The sequence below is a fragment of the Sphingomonas sp. UYEF23 genome, assembly GCF_040546165.1.
Lineage (GTDB): Bacteria > Pseudomonadota > Alphaproteobacteria > Sphingomonadales > Sphingomonadaceae > Sphingomonas > Sphingomonas glacialis.
In genome coordinates this window covers 279470-296454 of the sequence record NZ_JBEPNG010000001.1, presented here as the reverse complement: position 1 = coordinate 296454, position 16985 = coordinate 279470, and the positions used below count along the sequence as shown (strand labels likewise).

Here is a 16985-nt window from a genome sequence, read left to right as displayed (position 1 = left end):
GGCTCATTCGCTGGGGAGGCGTGCAGGAGTGGCGGCGCAGATGGCGTAGCCGAGCGGTGGGAGCGTGATCGCGGCCGAGCCGGGTGCGGTCACCGTGGCGGGGCAGGCGCCGGCGAGCGTGGCGAAGCCGGCCGAGCGCGCGCCGACTTCGACATTGGCGCTAAGCGGCTGGCTCGAGGTGTTGAGCACGACGAGGATCTCGCGCCCGTCGTCATCGCCGCGCGTGAAGGCGAGCAGGCCGGGCTTGTCCGACGCGAAGCGCACGATGGTGCGACCGTGGCGCAACTGCGCGTGGGTCCGCCGGATCTGCGACAGACGCGCGATCGTCTGGAAGATCGGGTTGTCGGTGCCGAAATGCGCAGTCGCCGTCGTGCTGGTGGTGCCGATCAGACGATTGTCGTTGTAGCTCGCGACCTTGCTCGCAAACATATCCTCGCGCGCATCCTGGTCGCCGCCATGGCCGGTGAAGCCCTGCTCGTCGCCCGAATAGATCGTCGGCACTCCGCGCGCCGAAAGGAGCAGGACGTGCGCGAGCTCGAGCCGCGCAAGGCGTTCTGCGTCGGTCGCCTTGGGCCAGGCGAGATCGAGCATGTGCCCCATCCGGCCCATGTCGTGGTTGCCGAGAAAGGTCGGCAGCCGCAGCGCGGTGGCGTCGCCGCCTTGGTACAGCACGTCGCCGTCGATCAGCTTGGCGAAGACATCGGTCCCCGCCTTGCCGCTCAGCATCGCGCGCGCGGCCGCCTGGAACGAGAAATCGAGCACTTCGGGATAGCCGTCGCGGCGCGTGAATTGCGCGGTGTAGCCGGGGTCGACGGTTTCCGAATAGACTTCGCCGAAGATCGGGAAGTTGCGGATCCCGCGCGCGGCGGCGCGCGCTTGCATCGCCGGGATGAACGCCTGCCAGAATTCGGGGTTCACGTGGCGCGCGGTGTCGATGCGGAAGCCGTCGACGCCGAAGCGATCGATCCAGCCGCCATAGATCGCGATGAACCCATCGATCACGCGCGGATCCTCGGTCATCAGATCGTCGAGCCCGCTGAAATCGCCATAGCGCGCGGATTCTCCGGCAAAGGTCGAGTCACCGCGATTGTGGTAATAGCGCGGGTCGTTGAGCCACGCCGGGACCTTGACCTTCGCTTCCGCTGCCGGAACGAACGGCGTGTAGGCATAGGCCGGGTCGGTCAGCTTGGCGAAATTCTCGGGCGTTTGCACCGCATCGCCTGCAAAACCGGCGTTGATCGGTTTGCCCGTGACGCCAAGCCGGCGCTGGTATGGATAATCCGCCTTGCCGCGATACGCGCAACTCTTGCCGACGCATTCGCGGTACTGGATCACGTCGGCAGTGTGGTTGGCGATGATGTCCATATAGACCTTCATGCCCTTCGCGTGCGCGGCATCGACGAACGCCGCGAACTCGGCGTCGGTGCCGAAATGCGGATCGACCTTCGTGAAGTCGGTGATCCAATAGCCGTGATAGCCGGCGCTCTCATGCCCCGCCGCGCCCTGCACGGGCTTGTTCTTGAACACCGGCGCGACCCAGATCGCGGTGACGCCGAGCGCCTGGATATAGTCGAGCCGCTGGAGAAGCCCCTTGATGTCGCCGCCGTGATAGAAACCCTTGGCGGTCGGGTCGTACCCCGTCGTCAGCCGGTCGCCGGTCAACCCGCCTGTGTCGTTGGCCGGGTCGCCATTGTCGAAGCGGTCGGGCAGGACGAAATAGATGATCTCGTCCTCGGGCAGACGCGCGCGGACCTGTTCGACCGGGACTGCGGTCGCCGGACCGGCGAGCGCAAGCAGCAGCGCGGCGGTAAGGCTCACGCCGCCACCGGCGTCGGCGCGGCGCAGTGGCGCGCGATGAAATCGGCATGGCTTGGCATCTGGGCAACCTCGCGGGCGTTGAGCTGGTCGATCGTATCGAGGAATTCGGCGAGATCGGCGGCGGGGATCGCGTCGGCGAGCGGGTGGTGCCCCGCTGGCATCACACCTTGGCCAGCGAACACCTGAAGCCAGCCGACCTCGGTGAAGAGCTCCTCATGCTCGCGCGTGATGTGGCCGTTGCCGCGCCACAGATCGATCTTGGCGGCAAGCGTTTCGGGCAGCGTCGCCTCGCGGCACATCTGCCAGAACGGCTCGCTCCGGTCGTTGGCGTGATAATGGAGGATGATGAAGTCGCGGATGCGTTCGTATTCGAAGTCGCTCTGGCGGTTGAATTCGTCGCGGTCGGCTTGCGCGATGGTGCGACCGGGCAGCAGCTTCATCAGCCGCGCGATCGCCGACTGGATCATGTGGATGCTCGTCGATTCGAGCGGCTCCATGAAGCCGCCCGACAGGCCGATGGCGACGACATTGCGGTTCCACATTTGCCGACGCTTGCCGGTGCGAAACTGGATCGGGCGCGGATCGGCAAGCGCTTCGCCGTCGAGCCCCGCGAGCAGGGTTGCGGTCGCCTCGTCGTCGCTCAAATGCTGCGACGAATAAACGAGGCCGTTGCCGGTGCGGTGCTGCAGCGGAATGCGCCATTGCCAGCCCGCTGCCTTTGCGGTCGAGCGGGTGTACGGGGTGAACGCGGTGCTGCGTTCCGACGGCACCGCGATCGCGCGGTCGGCCGGGAGCCAATGCGTCCAGTCGTCATAGCCGGTCTTGAGCGTCTGCTCGATCAGCAGCCCGCGAAACCCCGTGCAATCGATGAAGAGATCGGCACCGAGCGTCGTCCCGTCCTCGAGCAGCAGCGTCGAGATATCGCCGCGCTCGTCCTGGTCGACGCGGACCACCTTGCCTTCGATCCGGGTGACGCCGCGCGTCTCGCTGTAGCGGCGCAGATGGCGCGCATAGAGGCCGGCGTCGAAATGAAACGCGCTCGGCATGTCGGGCAATACGCGTGCGGTGCGCGCGGGGCCGCGCTGCATCCGGTCGGCGAGTGCCGCCTGATTGTTGAGCGAATAGGCCGCGAGATCGCGCGCCGACCCGAGCTTTTGCGCGCGCAGCCAATATTGGTGGAACGGCAGCAAACCGACATCGCGCCCGACCGCGCCGAACGCGTGCATGTAGCGATGGCCTGGCCGCAGCCAGTCGACGAACTCGATTCCGAGCTTGTACGTCCCTTGCGTCGCGCGAAGGAACGCATCCTCGTCGAGCCCGAGCGCATCGTTGAACAAGCGGATCTGCGGGATCGTCGCTTCGCCCACGCCGACGGTGCCGATCTCTTCGGATTCGATCAGGTCGATCTCGAACCCGGTTTCGAGGAAACGCGCGAACGTGGCGGCCGCCATCCAGCCTGCGGTGCCGCCGCCCACGATGACGATCCGGATCGGTCCGGTCGGATCGGATAGAGTGGCCATGGTCCGCGTCCCCGCTTCTTCGACATTAGACTCGCGGAACGACGGACGGCGAAAGGGTTCGCCGTCCGCCGTCGCACGGGGTCAGAACTTGTACGTGATGCCCAGGTAGTAATCACGGCCATAGCGCTGGTAATCGATCACCTGGCGCGGGTCGTCATTCTGGTACGTCACGAACGGACGGTCGGTCAGGTTCTTCGCCTGCGCCAGGATCGCGAAGTTCTTGAGCGGACCGCTCTGGAACTCATAGCCGATCTGCGCATCGAGAATGCCTTCCGATCGCGCGGTGCGATAGGTCGGGTTGGCCGAGAGGCCCGCGACCTCGGCGAGGAACGACGAGCGATAGCGATAGTTCACGCGCGCTTGGAAGCCGTGCTTCTCGAAATACACCGTGCCGCTGCCGGTCCACTTCGACAGGCCGGGCAGGGTGATCGCCTGAGTCGGGTTGCTGACGAACTTGATCTCCGACTCGGTGTAGTTGCCCGAGACGAACATGCCGAAGCCGTCGAGCGCTTCGCTGACCATCTTGAAGGGGAGCGAGATCGTCCCTTCCACGCCGATCACGCTGCCGCGACCGGTGTTGGCAGGCGCGCTGACGTTGCCGATCGCCAGCCGGTTCGCGGTGACGATCGCGCGCTGTGCCGGCGACAGGGCGCCGAGCAGCGAGGAGAAGTCATACGCGTAGCTGTTGTTCGGATCGACGAAGTCGGTGAGGTGCTTGTAATAGCCCGACAGCGCGACATAGCCGCCGCCACGGAAATACTGCTCGAACGACATGTCGATGTTGGTCGACTTGTACGGCCGGAGCGCGACATTGCCGCCCGACGAGGTGAACACCGGGTTGAGCCCGGGGTTGAAGTTGTTCGGCACGATATTGGCGATGTTGATCGCCACGTCCTGCGTCACGCGCTCCTGGTCGAGGCGCGGGCGCACCATCGTCTGCGAGGCACCAAGCTTAACATAGCCCAGCGGGACCAGCTCGACCGCCATCGTCGCCGAGGGCAGGACGTTGGTGTAGCTGTACTTTTGCGACGCAGGGGCGATCGTCACGACGCCGTTGACGACGCTCGCGATCTGGCCGGTCGAGCGCTGCTCGCTGTGGATGACCTGCGTGCCGATCGAGCCCTTGAGCGCCTTGCCGCCGACATCGCCGTCGATGTTGATCTTGGCGTAGCCGGTATAGACGTTCTCGGTCACGACGTTGTCGCGGACGAGCGACGACGGGCGGTTGTCGAAGAACGTGTTGTAGCTGTTGTTGTACAGATACAGCGGATCGAGCGCGAGCACCGCGGGGACGCCGAGATAGTCGAGCGGGATCTTGCCGATCACCGCCTGGGTCGGGATCGGCGCCGAAGTCGGGGTGCCGCTCGCGACGGTGCAGTTGCTGCCGGCACCCTTGGGGCACAGGAAGAACGACTGGTAGGCGCTGGTCTTCTCGCGACGGCTGTAGTTGGCGCCGGCTTCCCAGCTCTTGATGATGCTATTGTCGAACTCGCCGTTGAGGTTTGCACGGAGCGACTTGAGGTCGTCCTTGAAGCTCGGGCGGTTGAGGAAGCCCGACTGCACGACGGCCTGCGTGCCGTTATAGCCCCAGCCCTGCGGATCGGTCAGCTTGAACACGCTGGTGTTGGTATAGTCGAGCGTCGGCACGATCTTGTAGGTGCCGTTGCCCTGCTGCGAAACCCGGACGGTGTCGTCCGGGCCCGCGCCGCCATAGCCGACGCCGGTATAGGTCTCGAGCAGGAAGTCGGTGCGCGTCGCATGGCTCCAGCTCGCGTCCACGTTGAGGTGGATCTTGTCGCTGAGCTTGAGGTCGTTGTTCCAGCCGAGCGAGAAGTTCTCGGCCTTGCGCTGGTTATAGTCGTTGCGCTGGATCGCATGGACGCCCGAGAAGGTCGTCGCGGTGGCGAAGCCGTTGGCGACGGTCACGCCGCTTTGCGTCGGGCTCGAGAAGCCGAGCGGGAATTCGATCCCGCGCAGGTGCTGCGTTTCCTCGAAGTGCGAATAGAGCGCGTCGAAAGTCGAGTGGAACACCTCCGACGGGCGCCATTCGATCGTCGCGACGCCGCCGTAGCGCTTGAGTTCGTTCGACTGGACATAGGGCTTTGCGCCGCCGAGCACGAACGGGCTCGCCGCGGTACCGGCACCGGCATAACCCCAAGCATTATAGCGCTCGTCCTGCGACGGGGTGAGCGTCGCCGATGCGCCGAGCGCGATGCCGAGCGTGTCGTTGGCGAACTTGTCGACATACGTCGCCGACGCGCGATAGCCGTAGCGCGAGCTGTCGGGGTTGAGGTTCTTGATGCCGTTCATCTGGCCGCGAGCGCTGACCGCGAGAACGCGCTTGGCCTGATCGAGCGGGCGCAGCATGCGCAGATCGACCGTGCCCGAGATGCCGGCGGCGACGAGCGACGCGTCGGCCGATTTGTAGACGTTGACCGTCTTGAAGAATTCCGACGGATATTGGTCGTACTCGACGCCGCGATTGTCACCGACGGTGACTTGCTCGCGACCGTTGAGTAGCGTGGTCGAAAAGTCGGGGCCGAGACCGCGGATCGACAGGCGCTGGTCGCGGCCCTCGAGACGCTGCGCGGTGACGCCGGGAAGGCGAGCGAGCGAGTCGGCGATCGACACGTCGGGCAGCTTGCCGACGTCTTCGGCCGAGACCGAGTCGACGATCAGCACCGACTGGCGCTTGATCTTGGCCGAGGAGTCGAGGCCCGCGCGGATGCCCGTCACGACGATGTCGCCGTCGGGCGTGGTGTCCGTGGTCGGCGCAACGTCGGCGGCGGTCACGGGCGCCGGCGTCGTCGGCTGCGGCGTCGGATCGGCTTGGGTCGGCGTTGCTTCGACTTGCGCCTTGGCGGTCGGGTTCGCGTTCGCAGTCGTCGCGGCATCCTGCGCGTAGGCGGCGCCAGGCAGCAGCAGGGCAGCGGTGATCGCGGCGGTGCTGGTGTACAGCCCAAGGCGTGCCGACATGGAAATGCGGCGCAGCGGCGCGCACGCGCGGTCAGCGCGGCTCGGCTCGAAATCAGTCATGTGGTGTTCCCCATCAGGCGGGCCCGGCCCGCACATCCTCGCTTCAGTTTCCTCGACGTCGTGAAACAGCGTCGATTGGCCCGGCACGGCTATATTTCGGGCAGACACATTTCGAAAGGATCGGGCATACGTATTCACGAATGGGCTGTCGTCAGCCGATCGTTTGGCGCAGTATCGCGTGTGCCGTGTAGCGCAGGACCTGCTTTTCCCGATGGCCAGACGACCGACCTCCCTCGATATCGCGCAGCTGGCGGGCGTCTCGCAGCCGACCGTCTCGCGCGCCTTGCGCGGGGTGAAATCGGTCAATCCGCAGACGCGCGCGCGGATCGAGGCGATCGCACGCAGTCTGCATTATGCGGTCGACAAGAACGCCTCGAGCTTGCGCAGCCAATCGTCCAACACGCTGGCATTGCTGTTTTTCGAAGAGGCAGCGGATGACGATGCCGCGATCAACCCGTTCTTCCTCTCGATGCTCGGATCGATCACGCGCGCTTGTGCGAAGGCCGGGTACGACCTGCTGATCTCGTTCCAGCAGCTGTCGGGTGACTGGCACGTCGATTATCAGGACAGCCATAAGGCCGATGGGATCATCCTGCTCGGCTACGGCGATTACGAAGCGTACCGCGTGCGACTCGACCATCTCGTCGAGCAGGGGACGCATGTCGTGCGCTGGGGTGCGGTCGGGACGGGGCCCGCTGGGATCACCGTCGGATCGGACAATCGCGGCGGCGGGGCGTTGGCGACGGCGCATCTGATCGCGCAGGGACGGCGGCGGATTGCGTTCCTCGGCTCGGCCGACAGCCGCTATCCCGAGCTGCTTGAACGCTATCGCGGTTATCTCGATGCGCTGGCGAGCGCCGGGCTGACCCCCGATCCGATGTTGCGCGTCGATGCGACGACGGCGGAGGAACCGGGGCAGGCGGCGGTCGAGACGCTTGCCAGCCGCGGGGTGGCGTACGACGCGATCTTTGCCGCCAGCGACAGCATCGCGATCGGCGCGATGCGCGGCTTGGCGGCGGCGGGGCGGCGCGTGCCCGACGACGTCGCGATCGTCGGGTTCGACGATATCCCCTCGGCCTCGCTGACCAGTCCGCCGCTGTCGAGCGTGGTGCAGGACACGCGGCGCGCGGGCGAAGTGCTGGTCGAGACGCTGCTCGGCCAGTTGCGCGGCGGGATGTGCGAGGCGGCACCGCTCCCGACGCGGCTCGTCGTCCGCGCGAGCAGCGGCGGCTAGCGCCGGCGCGGTCTCAGTCGTCGAACAGGAAGAGGTTGAGCGTCAGGCGGCCCGCAAGCGGATCGGCACTGAGCACGACCTCGGGCGGCAGATGCGCGCAGTGGAGCGTGTTGCCGGGATAGACGAGCGCGCGGTTAAACGCGCCGGGCTGTAGCGCGATCCGTTCGTAAAGCGGCGTATCGCCGGCGATATATGCCGGGTCTGGCATGCCGTGGGTACGCACGCCCTCCTCCAGCGTCGCCTTGAAACGATCGAGCCGGTCGGCATCGACGCTTTCGAAGCCCGTCTCGCGCTGGCGGTAGAAGGCGGTGCCGCCCTGCGCGCCATGGCCGAGGAACAGCAGCAATGCGATCCGGCGCGGCTCGACCCCGTCGAAATGCGGCAGCCGCTGGATCGGCGCGAGCGCTGCGGGCGGCGTCGTGACGAGCGAATAATAGGCTTCCGATACGCCGGGCGCCGGATCGAACCCGAAATGCGTGGCGAGCAACGGCGCGATCTTGCGACGCATCGTCTCGGCGAGGCGCGCCGGGACTTCGGCGCGGACGCCGGGATAATGCGGGCCGATCTCGCCCAGGCGCAACGCCGCTGCATCCTCGCGCAGCATCTCGGGGTCGGGCCAGAAATCGTCGATCACGAGCAACGGGCGGCGCTCGTTGCCCTGATGATGGAGGTGCACGGTGTCCATGGCTGGCGTCATGGAACGCGCGTGGGGCGCTCGGCAAGGGTTTGTGCGGCGCTGCGCATTCGTATGCAGGCTTGTGCGGCCCCCGGCTTGTCGCCACGCTCGCCGACAAACACGCCCCGCCGATCGTCAGGCGCCGGGCAGGGGAGGCCAGAGTTGAACGAAAAACCGGTGCAGGGCTTTGGTGGCCTGTGGAATATCAGCTTCGGCTTTTTCGGCATCCAGATCGGCTTCGCGCTGCAAAACGCCAATATGAGCCGGATCTTCCAGACGCTCGGCGGCTCGCTCGACGACCTCTCCTATCTGTGGGTCGCCGCGCCGTTGACCGGGCTGCTGATCCAGCCGATCATCGGCCATTACAGCGACCGGACTTGGAACCGGCTCGGGCGGCGGCGGCCGTATTTCCTCGCGGGCGCGGTGCTCGCGGCGCTCGCTTTGTTTGTCATGCCCGAGGCCAGGATCCTGTGGTTCGCGGCGGTGACGCTGTGGGTGCTCGACGCCTCGATCAACGTCTCGATGGAGCCGTTCCGCGCGTTCGTCGGCGATATGCTGCGCAAGGACCAGCACACCGCGGGCTATGCGCTGCAAACCGCCTTCATAGGTGCGGGCGCGGTGGTCGGGTCGATCTTCCCGTTCGTGCTGGCGCATCTCGGCGTCTCGGGAACAGCGCTCGGCGGGGTGCCCGACACGGTGCGTTACAGCTTCTGGTTCGGGGGCGCGGCGCTGCTGCTCGCGGTGTTGTGGACCGTCGGCAACGTCAAGGAATACAGCCCGGCGCAAATGGCCGCATTCGGCGAGCGCGACCCCGTTGAAGGCGTGGGCGAACCGATGCGCGCGCTTGCCGCACGCGGGCTGGGGCGCAGCCTCGCGTGGATCGTCGGCGGCGTAGTGATCGTCGCGGCGGTGCCCCTGCTCGCGTTGCAGAAGGAAGTCTATCTGCTCGGTGCGCTGTTGATCGCCTACGGCGTCGCGAGCATCGTCGCGATCCGGCTCGCCCGCGGCGGGAAGACCGACAATGCGCTCAGCATGATCGTAGGCGATTTCGCGGGCATGCCGCTCGTGATGAAGCGGCTGGCGCTGGTGCAGTTCTTCAGCTGGTCGGCGCTGTTCATCATGTGGATCTTCACCACCCCCGTCGTCGCGCAATACATGTTCGGCGCGAGCGATCCGAAGAGTGCCGCCTACAATGCCGGTGGCGACTGGGTCGGCGTGCTGTTCGCGGTCTATAATGGCGTGGCCGCGCTGGCTGCTCTGCTCGTCCTGCCCCGGCTTGCGGCACGGATCGGCAAGGTCCGGACGCATATCGCCTGCCTGCTGTGCGGGGCCGCGGCTTATGCCAGCTTCTTCGTGATCCGCGATCCCAACTGGCTGATCCTGAGCGAGATCGGCGTCGGCATCGCCTGGGCGTCGATCCTGGCAATGCCTTATGCGATCCTCGCCTCGAGCCTGCCGCAAGCCAAGCTCGGCATCTATATGGGGCTGTTCAACGTCTTCATCGTCGTACCGCAATTGCTCGTCGCGACGGTGATGGGGTCGGTCCTCAAGGCGTTCTTCCCGACCGAGCCGATCTGGACGATGGCGTTCGCCGCGATCGTGATGGCGCTGGCGGCGCTCGCGATGTTGCGGGTTCCCGAGACGGGGGATCGCGCGGTCAGCTGAACGTGATCGCGGCGATCAGGTCGGCCTGGTGGACTGGCTTTTCGAGCACTGCGGCAAAACCCGAAGCGCGGGCGCAGTGTTCCTGCTCGTGCGACGGATTGCTGGTGATCAGCACCGCACGCCCGTCCCACCCGCGGCTTTGCAGGATGCGCAGGATCGCGATCCCGTTGCTGCCGGGCGGGGCATAATCGGTAATCAGGATGTCAGTGGCGTCGGCATAGCCACCCTGCAGCACCGGCGCAGCGGTGCCGAACGAGCGCACCTCGTAGCCATGCCATTGCAACGCCAACTGCAACTGGCGGCGAACGCTCTCATCGGCGTCGATCAGCACGATACGGGTGCGGCGGGGCGGTTTGGCGGCGGCAAGGTCTGACATAGGTACCCGGGGAATAGGAACGCCGGTCCTGCCGCGAGCGCGACGCCGCGTCGCTACGTAATGGTCCGGGTGTCGGTGGCGTCGGGCGCGCCGCGGACTGTAAAATGAAACGCGGTTCCGCCGTTTGGCCGTGGTACCGCCCAGATCCGGCCTTCGTGCGTTTCGACGATCGTCCTGCAGATCGACAGACCAAGCCCCATGCCGCTTTTCTTGCTGGTGGCGAACGCCTGGAACAGGCGCGGCGCGACCGCGGGATCGATCCCGGGGCCCGTGTCGGCGACGATGATCTCGATCATGTCGCCCGCCGCCGCGCGCACACTGATCGTCACGTCGCGCGTCAGCGACATCTCGACCGCCTCGACCGCATTGCGCACCAGATTGACCACGACTTGCTGGATCTGAACGCGATCGACGAGGGCGTGCGCGGCATCGCTCTCGAACGCGAAGAAAGATCGCACACCGCGCTCGCGCGCACCGATGAGTGCCAGCGCGCTGGCTTCCTCGATCAGCGGGCGCAGCGGAACGACGCGGCGATCGACTTCGCCGTGCGATACGAAGTCGCGCAAGGCGCGCACGATGTCGCCGGCGCGGAGCGTTTCCTTGGCCGATTGATCGACCGCTTCGCGCAGATAGCGGAGCGTATCGGCATCGGGCGCGTCGAGCAGATCGCGGCTCGCCTCCATGTAATTGGCGATTGCGGTCAGCGGCTGGTTGAGTTCGTGCGCCAGCGTCGACGCCATCGTCCCCATCGCGCTGAGGCGGGAGACGTGGATCAGCTCGGATTGCAGCTCCTTCAGCCGCAATTCGCTGCGTTGCTGTTCGGTCAGGTCGCGGATGAAGCCGGTGAAGATGCGCCGCCCGGTACTGCTCGCCTCGCCGACCGAAAGCTCCATCGGGAAGGGAGTGCCATCGCGACGCATCCCCACCACGACTCGGCCGATGCCGATGATGCGGCGTTCGCCCGTCGTCAGATAATGGCTGAGATAGCTGTCATGGCGGTCGCGGTCGGGGCTCGGCATCAGCATGCTGACGTTGCGGCCGACCAATTCGGCCTCGGCATAGCCGAACAGCCGCTCGGCCGCCGCGCTGAACGACAGGATGCGGCCGCGTTCGTCGATCACGATCATCGCATCGGGCACGGTTTCGAGGATCGAGCGGACGTGCTGCTCGCTATCGGCAAGCGCTGCCTCGGCGGCGCGACGCGCGGTGATATCGTACACGCTTTGCCCATAGCCAAGCAGCGCGCCGGCCGGATTGCGCAACGCGACGAGCGTTGAGTCCGCCAGGAATTCGGAACCGTCGCGGCGAATCCGCCAGGCTTCCTTGCGCGTCGTGACGTCTTTCTGCGCTTGCGCCAGATCGGCGGCGGGGTCGCCGCGTTCGGCATCGGCGGGGGGATAGAACAGCATGAAGGACTGTCCGATGATCGCCTCTGCACTCCAGTCGGTCAGAATTTCGGCACCGCGATTCCAGCTCATCACCAGGCCCGCGGGATCGAGCAGGAACTGCGCGCGATCGGTCGTGCTGTTGACGAACAGGGCGAAGGCATCGGCCAGCGGGTCCGTGGCGGTCACCGTAATGTCTCTATCTCCCCTTCGACAAACCGGATTCGGCCGACCGCCGCGACGAAGAAGGCCGTCGACCAGCCCCGCAGGATGACGCCGTTGGCGACCTAGGTCGCGCCGACGATCGCCCACGAACGGACAAGTACCACATCCCCATAGCCGATGGTGGCGGAGGTAGGTGTCGAAAAATACAAACCGCTCTCAAATCGGGCCGCGCGTGGGTCGGCCTGTACAGCGCGGCATAGCGTTCCCGGCCCGCACGATGTCGTCCACGGGGGAGCTAGCGGATGTCCTCATACCCTTTGGTCACGGGTTTGCCGCGCAGCATGATCGACGCATAATTGGCGAGGTAGATCCCCGCGATCTTCGCAAAGCCCTGTTTCTGCATGCGACGGCCCGATGTCGGCATGACGAAGCGCGGTGAGAACAGGACCTTTCCCTGTTGCTTGGCGCGCTTGGCGATGTCCACGTCCTCGCCGTAGAATTCGATCGAGCTGTCGAAGCCGCCCATTTTCTCGAGAACTTGGCGCGGAATCGCGAAATTGCCGCCGACCATCAGATAGCCGGTGATCCCGTAGATCGATCGGGCCGCGACGAACCACGCGGTCGACACGCGATTGCGCAAGCCGCTCAGGTCGTAAAAGCTGTAGGGGCCCGACAGGCAGGCAAGATCGCGGTTCGCGGCGAACTGCTCCCAGATCTGCTCGATCCAGCCGGCGGGCGGATGCGTATCGGCGTCGACATATGCCAGAATATCGCCGCTGGACGCGATCAAGCCGCGCTGCCGCGCGCGCGTGATGCCCTTGTTCGGCTCGAACACATATTTGACCGAGGGGTAGCGCTCGACCACCGCCTTGGTGCCATCGGTGCTGTTATTGTCGACGACGATGATCTCGAACGCCTTGCCCGCGACGTTGCGCATGACCGCATCCAAGCAGGCCGGGAGATAGTCCTCCTCGTTATACGCCGGGATGATGAGGCTGATTGTCGGCGTTCGAACTTGGGGTAAGCCGGTCATGCGGCGCAGGTGCCCGATTATCGACCGCAAGGCTAGCGGGGATAACGTAAAAAGTCGGAGAATTGGGATGCATGCGGCATAGCCTGGCGGCGGCCCGTGATCCGATTTGCCGCCCCGGTTCGGCGATTGCCCGATCCCCGCGGCTTAATTATATGATCGATCACACATTATCGGCCGCGAGGTCAGGATCGGAGAGCGCTGTGTCACAAAGTCGTTTGGTTTGGCCGGTCGCCGCAACGCTCGGCGAGGGGCCTGCCTGGGTCGATGGCGTGCTGTGGTTCGTCGATATCAAGTCCGGCGCGATCCATCGCTATGATCCGGGTACCGACAGGCGCGAGAGCTTTGCCGTCGGCGGAGCGCCGAGCTTCATCGTTCCAACCGCCGATGGCGCGCTGCTGGTCGGTAATCGCGGTGCGCTCCAGCTGTTCGACGGCGCGGCGCTCGGGGCGCCGATCGCGACGGTGCCGATGCCCGATCATAACCGGACCAACGATGCCACGGTCGACCCGCAGGGCCGGCTCTGGTTCGGCACGATGGACGACGAAGAGTCGCGGCCGAGTGGCGCGGTCCACACCTACGACGGTGACAGCATCACCGTGGTCGGCGGCGAATGCACGATCACCAACGGCCCCGCGATCAGCCCCGACGGGCGCTTCCTCTATCATGTCGATACGCTCGCTGGCACGATCCACCGCTTCGACATCGCGACCGATGCGCAATTGCGCGACGGCACGCTGTTCGCGACGATCGCGCCGGAGGATGGCAATCCCGATGGCGTGACGGTCGATGCGGAAGGGTGTGTCTGGGTCGGTCTGTGGGGCGGCTGGGAAGCGCGGCGCTATGCGCCCGACGGCAGCGTGTTGATGCGCGTCGCCCTGCCGTGCGCCAATGTCACCAAGGTGGCATTCGGCGGGCCCGATCTGCGGACCGGCTTTGTCACCACCGCGCGCGCCGGACTGTCCGACGCCGACCTCGCCGCGCAACCGCTTGCCGGCGGGCTGTTCGCGTTCGATGCGCCTGCCCCCGGACTACCGCTTCCTGCCGTCAGGATCGTGCGATGAGCTATCGCATCGTCGGCGATTGGGGCACCAGCCGGTTGCGGCTGTTTCGCATCGAACACGGCGCGGTCGTCGCGCGCGCCGCGGGCGCTGGTATCGGCGCGCTCGACGGCACGCCCGAGGCGGCGCTGCGCGACGCGATTGCGCCGTGGCGCGCCGTCGGCGCTGCCGAGTCGATCGCGCTGTGCGGTATGGTCGGGTCGCGTAACGGCTGGATCGAAGTGCCCTATGCGGCGTGTCCTGCCGACGTCGCGGGCTGGCTTGCCGGGGCTGGGCAGGTTGCGCTCGACGGGGTGCCGGTCACGATCATGGCCGGGCTCGCTTGCACCGCGCCGTCGGGCGGCCCCGATGTGATGCGCGGCGAGGAAACGCAACTCTTCGGGGCGATCGCGCGCGATCCTGCGCTACGCGTGGGACGCCATCGCCTCGCTCTGCCGGGGACGCACAGCAAATGGGCGACGATCGAGGATGGGCGGATCACCGGCTTCCAGACCTTCTTCACCGGCGAGCTGTTCGCGCTGCTGCGCGATCGCTCGACGCTGCTGCGCGCGGCCAGCCAGGGTGATGCCGACCCTGCCGCCGAGCAGGCAGGCTTCGCCCACGGTCTCGCGCGGGCGAACGACAGAGACATTGTGCTCGGCGCGCTGTTCGAGGCGCGCAGCGCGCAGCTCATCGACGGGCGTTCGCCCGATTGGGCCGCCGGCTATCTGTCGGGCCTGCTGATCGGTCGCGAGGTCGCCGAGGTCGCCCCCGCCGCGGGCGAGACGATCGGCTTGATCGGCGATCCCGCGCTCTGTGCCCGCTACGCTCGTGCGCTCACCGCGCGGGGGATCGATACGAAACTGCTCGATGGCGATGCCTGTGCGCTCGCCGGGCTTGCCTTGTTGGAGACTGACCGATGACGATCGACGATCTGCTGGCCGCTGGTGCCCCGCCCGTCGTGGCGATCCTGCGTGGGATACGGCCCGATGAGGCGCTCCCCGTCGCCCAGGCGCTCGTGAAGGCCGGCGTTCGCATTATCGAGGTGCCGCTCAACTCGCCCGATCCGTTCACCAGCATCGCCGCGATCCAGCAGGCGTTCGGCGACACTGCGGCGATCGGCGCGGGCACGGTGCTCGATCTTGCTGGGGTCGAGGCGCTGGCAGCGACCGGGGCGACCGTGATGGTCACGCCCAACACCGCGCCCGCGCTGATCGCGCGCGCGGTCGAGCTGGGGCTCGAGCCGATGCCGGGCTTCGTCACGCCGAGCGAGGCGTTCCGCGCGATCGATGCGGGTGCGCGGCGGATCAAGCTGTTCCCGGCGGTCGCGCTTGGCCCGAACTACCTCAAGGCGATCCGCGAAGTGCTGCCGCGGCATGTCGCGGTGTGGGGCGTCGGCGGCACGGGGGCCGACAATTTCGGGGAATGGCTTGCTGCGGGGGCCGAGGGGATCGGCGTCGGGGGCGCGCTCTACCGCCCGGGCGACGATGCCGCGCGCGTCGGCGCCAAGGCTGATGGCCTGATCGCAGCCTGGCGCGCTGCCCGCGCGTCGTTGTGACCAGCGGCGAGGGACCCGAGCCGCACGACGTCCGCAGCTCGCTCGGACGCAATCTTACGCACGGGATGCTCGATGCGTTGGGGCGGGCGATCGTGACGGGGGTGTATACGGACAAGCGTTTCCCGACCGAAGCCGATCTCGCGAGCCAGCACGGCGTCAGCCGATCGGTGACACGCGAGGCGGTCAAGATGCTCACCGCCAAGGGGCTGTTGTCGGCCCGGCCGCGCCAAGGGACGATCGTCCAGCCGGCCGAGTCGTGGAACCTGTTCGATGCCGATGTGCTCGGCTGGTTGCTCGAGCGGAAATTCTCGCTCGGGCTGCTGCGGCATTTCAGCGAGCTCCGCATCGCGATCGAGCCCGCCGCAGCGGAGCTTGCCGCGCGCAATGCGGGCGCGGGCGGGCTCGTCGCGATTCGCGCGGGTTACGCGCGGATGGTCGCGGCTGAGGCGGGCGAGGATGACTCGCTCGACGCCGATATCGCGTTCCATGTCGCGATCCTGCGCGCCGCCGGCAACCCGTTCTTCGCGCAGTTCGAGGACGTCGTGACGACCGCGCTGCGCTCGTCGATTCGCTTCACCAATCGTTTCAAGGGCCGCAGCGCCGATCTGGCGGCGCACGGCGCGGTGCTGCGCGCAATCGAGGCGCGGGACGGCCTGGCGGCGCAGCATGCGATGCAGCAGATCATCGCCGACGTGCTGGCGCTGATCCTTGCGCGTGAGCACGACGACACGTGATCAGACGGCTAGGCCTCGCGCGGCGCAGCGTCTGACGACAGGACGACACGCGGGCGGCGGGGTTTGGGCACGCGTGCCAAGGCTTCGCGCTCGATCTTCTCGAGCTCGACGAGCGTTTCGGCGATCGCCTCCTGCTGCGCGGCGAGCCGGTCGATCCGCTGGCGGCATCGCTGCGCGAGCGCGCGCATCTGTTCGACATGCTGCGGATCGGTGTCGTAGAGATCGAGAAATTCGACGATATCGCGTAGCGTGAAGCCGAGCCGCTTGCCGCGCAGGATCAACCGCATCCGCGCGATCTCGCGCCGCGTATAGACGCGGATCGCGCCGACCCGGCAGGGAGTGATCAGCCCCTTATCCTCATAGAAACGCAACGTGCGGGGCGTGATGTCGAGCATGCGCGCGACCTCGTTGATCCCCGTCAGATCCTGCATCGGCTCTTTCATTCACGCCCTCGATCCAAGGACGCCGACCCTTGCCGGACCACCGGCGAGCAACGGACACGCTCCTTTGTCGAATGCGTGGCGATCAACGTCTTGGCCTGTGTGTTGCGGATTTCATCGCGTTGGGGAAGCGCGATCTTGCGGTGTTGCCGGGTCGGTGTGCCCGAGCGGTACCGACAAGTGCTTGACTTGTCGGCATACGAATCTACTGCGAGCCATCTGCCGCATACGTCAACGGGCTCGCCATTAGGGCCGAAACGGAGCGACACCAAGAACCGACCGTGCGGGGATCGCTCAAGCACGGCAAC

The 16985-nt window shown here is 66.5% G+C and carries 15 protein-coding genes; 6 read left to right on the top strand and 9 right to left on the bottom strand.

Annotation, left to right across the window (positions count from 1 at the left end):
• Positions 1 to 3: 3 nt before the first annotated feature.
• The 3 genes from ABIB28_RS01345 to ABIB28_RS01335 form a co-directional block, all read right to left on the bottom strand.
• On the bottom strand, positions 4 to 1818 hold the full coding sequence (locus ABIB28_RS01345; protein ID WP_354285807.1) for an alpha-amylase family glycosyl hydrolase: 1815 nt from the start codon (positions 1816 to 1818) through the stop codon (positions 4 to 6).
• Positions 1815 to 3338, bottom strand: a complete 1524-nt coding sequence (locus ABIB28_RS01340; protein WP_354285805.1) for a tryptophan halogenase family protein — start codon at positions 3336 to 3338, stop codon at positions 1815 to 1817. Before ABIB28_RS01340 ends, ABIB28_RS01345 begins: the two co-directional genes overlap by 4 nt.
• A gap of 81 nt (positions 3339 to 3419) precedes the next feature.
• Entirely contained in the window at positions 3420 to 6374 is a 2955-nt protein-coding gene (locus tag ABIB28_RS01335; RefSeq protein ID WP_206365654.1) for a TonB-dependent receptor, read from the bottom strand.
• Between the two features lie 211 nt (positions 6375 to 6585).
• Here ABIB28_RS01335 and ABIB28_RS01330 point away from each other — a divergent pair, with 211 nt between their 5' ends.
• The gene (locus ABIB28_RS01330) at positions 6586 to 7608 is read left to right on the top strand and encodes a LacI family DNA-binding transcriptional regulator (RefSeq protein WP_354285803.1); all 1023 of its coding nucleotides are present in this window, start codon (positions 6586 to 6588) and stop codon (positions 7606 to 7608) included.
• Between the two features lie 13 nt (positions 7609 to 7621).
• Here ABIB28_RS01330 and ABIB28_RS01325 read toward each other — a convergent pair whose 3' ends face one another.
• Positions 7622 to 8293 (bottom strand): DUF6445 family protein, encoded by a 672-nt coding sequence (locus tag ABIB28_RS01325; RefSeq protein ID WP_322163676.1) that lies wholly within the window; start codon positions 8291 to 8293, stop codon positions 7622 to 7624.
• 63 nt (positions 8294 to 8356) lie between these two features.
• Here ABIB28_RS01325 and ABIB28_RS01320 point away from each other — a divergent pair, with 63 nt between their 5' ends.
• Positions 8357 to 9949 carry an MFS transporter gene (locus ABIB28_RS01320; RefSeq protein ID WP_189674812.1) on the top strand — a complete coding sequence of 531 codons (1593 nt, stop codon included), beginning with the start codon at positions 8357 to 8359 and terminating at the stop codon, positions 9947 to 9949.
• Here ABIB28_RS01320 and ABIB28_RS01315 read toward each other — a convergent pair.
• From ABIB28_RS01315 to ABIB28_RS01300, 4 genes are all read right to left on the bottom strand, one after another.
• Entirely contained in the window at positions 9942 to 10325 is a 384-nt protein-coding gene (locus ABIB28_RS01315; protein ID WP_133188459.1) for a response regulator, read from the bottom strand. The two genes, ABIB28_RS01320 and ABIB28_RS01315, sit on opposite strands and share 8 nt — an antisense overlap.
• A gap of 53 nt (positions 10326 to 10378) precedes the next feature.
• A complete protein-coding gene (locus ABIB28_RS01310; RefSeq protein ID WP_354285800.1) occupies positions 10379 to 11899 on the bottom strand; it encodes a PAS domain-containing sensor histidine kinase in 1521 nt (506 codons plus the stop codon).
• Positions 11900 to 11997: 98 nt separating this feature from the next.
• On the bottom strand, positions 11998 to 12084 hold the full coding sequence (locus tag ABIB28_RS01305) for an ion channel (RefSeq protein ID WP_354286319.1): 87 nt from the start codon (positions 12082 to 12084) through the stop codon (positions 11998 to 12000).
• An 86-nt stretch (positions 12085 to 12170) separates the two neighbouring features.
• Positions 12171 to 12908, bottom strand: a complete 738-nt coding sequence (locus ABIB28_RS01300) for a glycosyltransferase family 2 protein (RefSeq protein WP_354285798.1) — start codon at positions 12906 to 12908, stop codon at positions 12171 to 12173.
• 200 nt (positions 12909 to 13108) lie between these two features.
• On the opposite strand from ABIB28_RS01300, the gene ABIB28_RS01295 reads away from it, so the two are divergent.
• From ABIB28_RS01295 to ABIB28_RS01280, 4 genes are all read left to right on the top strand, one after another.
• Positions 13109 to 13969, top strand: coding sequence for an SMP-30/gluconolactonase/LRE family protein (locus tag ABIB28_RS01295; RefSeq protein ID WP_354285796.1), 861 nt, complete (start codon positions 13109 to 13111; stop codon positions 13967 to 13969).
• Positions 13966 to 14868 (top strand): 2-dehydro-3-deoxygalactonokinase, encoded by a 903-nt coding sequence (locus ABIB28_RS01290; RefSeq protein ID WP_354285794.1) that lies wholly within the window; start codon positions 13966 to 13968, stop codon positions 14866 to 14868. The genes ABIB28_RS01295 and ABIB28_RS01290 overlap by 4 nt, the downstream gene beginning before the upstream one ends.
• Positions 14865 to 15503 (top strand): 2-dehydro-3-deoxy-6-phosphogalactonate aldolase, encoded by a 639-nt coding sequence (locus ABIB28_RS01285; protein ID WP_133188449.1) that lies wholly within the window; start codon positions 14865 to 14867, stop codon positions 15501 to 15503. The genes ABIB28_RS01290 and ABIB28_RS01285 overlap by 4 nt, the downstream gene beginning before the upstream one ends.
• A 65-nt stretch (positions 15504 to 15568) precedes the next feature.
• Positions 15569 to 16237: a FadR/GntR family transcriptional regulator gene (locus ABIB28_RS01280; protein WP_322164203.1), complete on the top strand. Its 669-nt coding sequence runs from the start codon at positions 15569 to 15571 to the stop codon at positions 16235 to 16237.
• 8 nt (positions 16238 to 16245) lie between these two features.
• On the opposite strand, the gene ABIB28_RS01275 is transcribed toward ABIB28_RS01280, so the two are convergent.
• Positions 16246 to 16680 (bottom strand): MerR family transcriptional regulator, encoded by a 435-nt coding sequence (locus tag ABIB28_RS01275; protein ID WP_133188445.1) that lies wholly within the window; start codon positions 16678 to 16680, stop codon positions 16246 to 16248.
• Between the last annotated feature and the right edge of the window lie 305 nt (positions 16681 to 16985).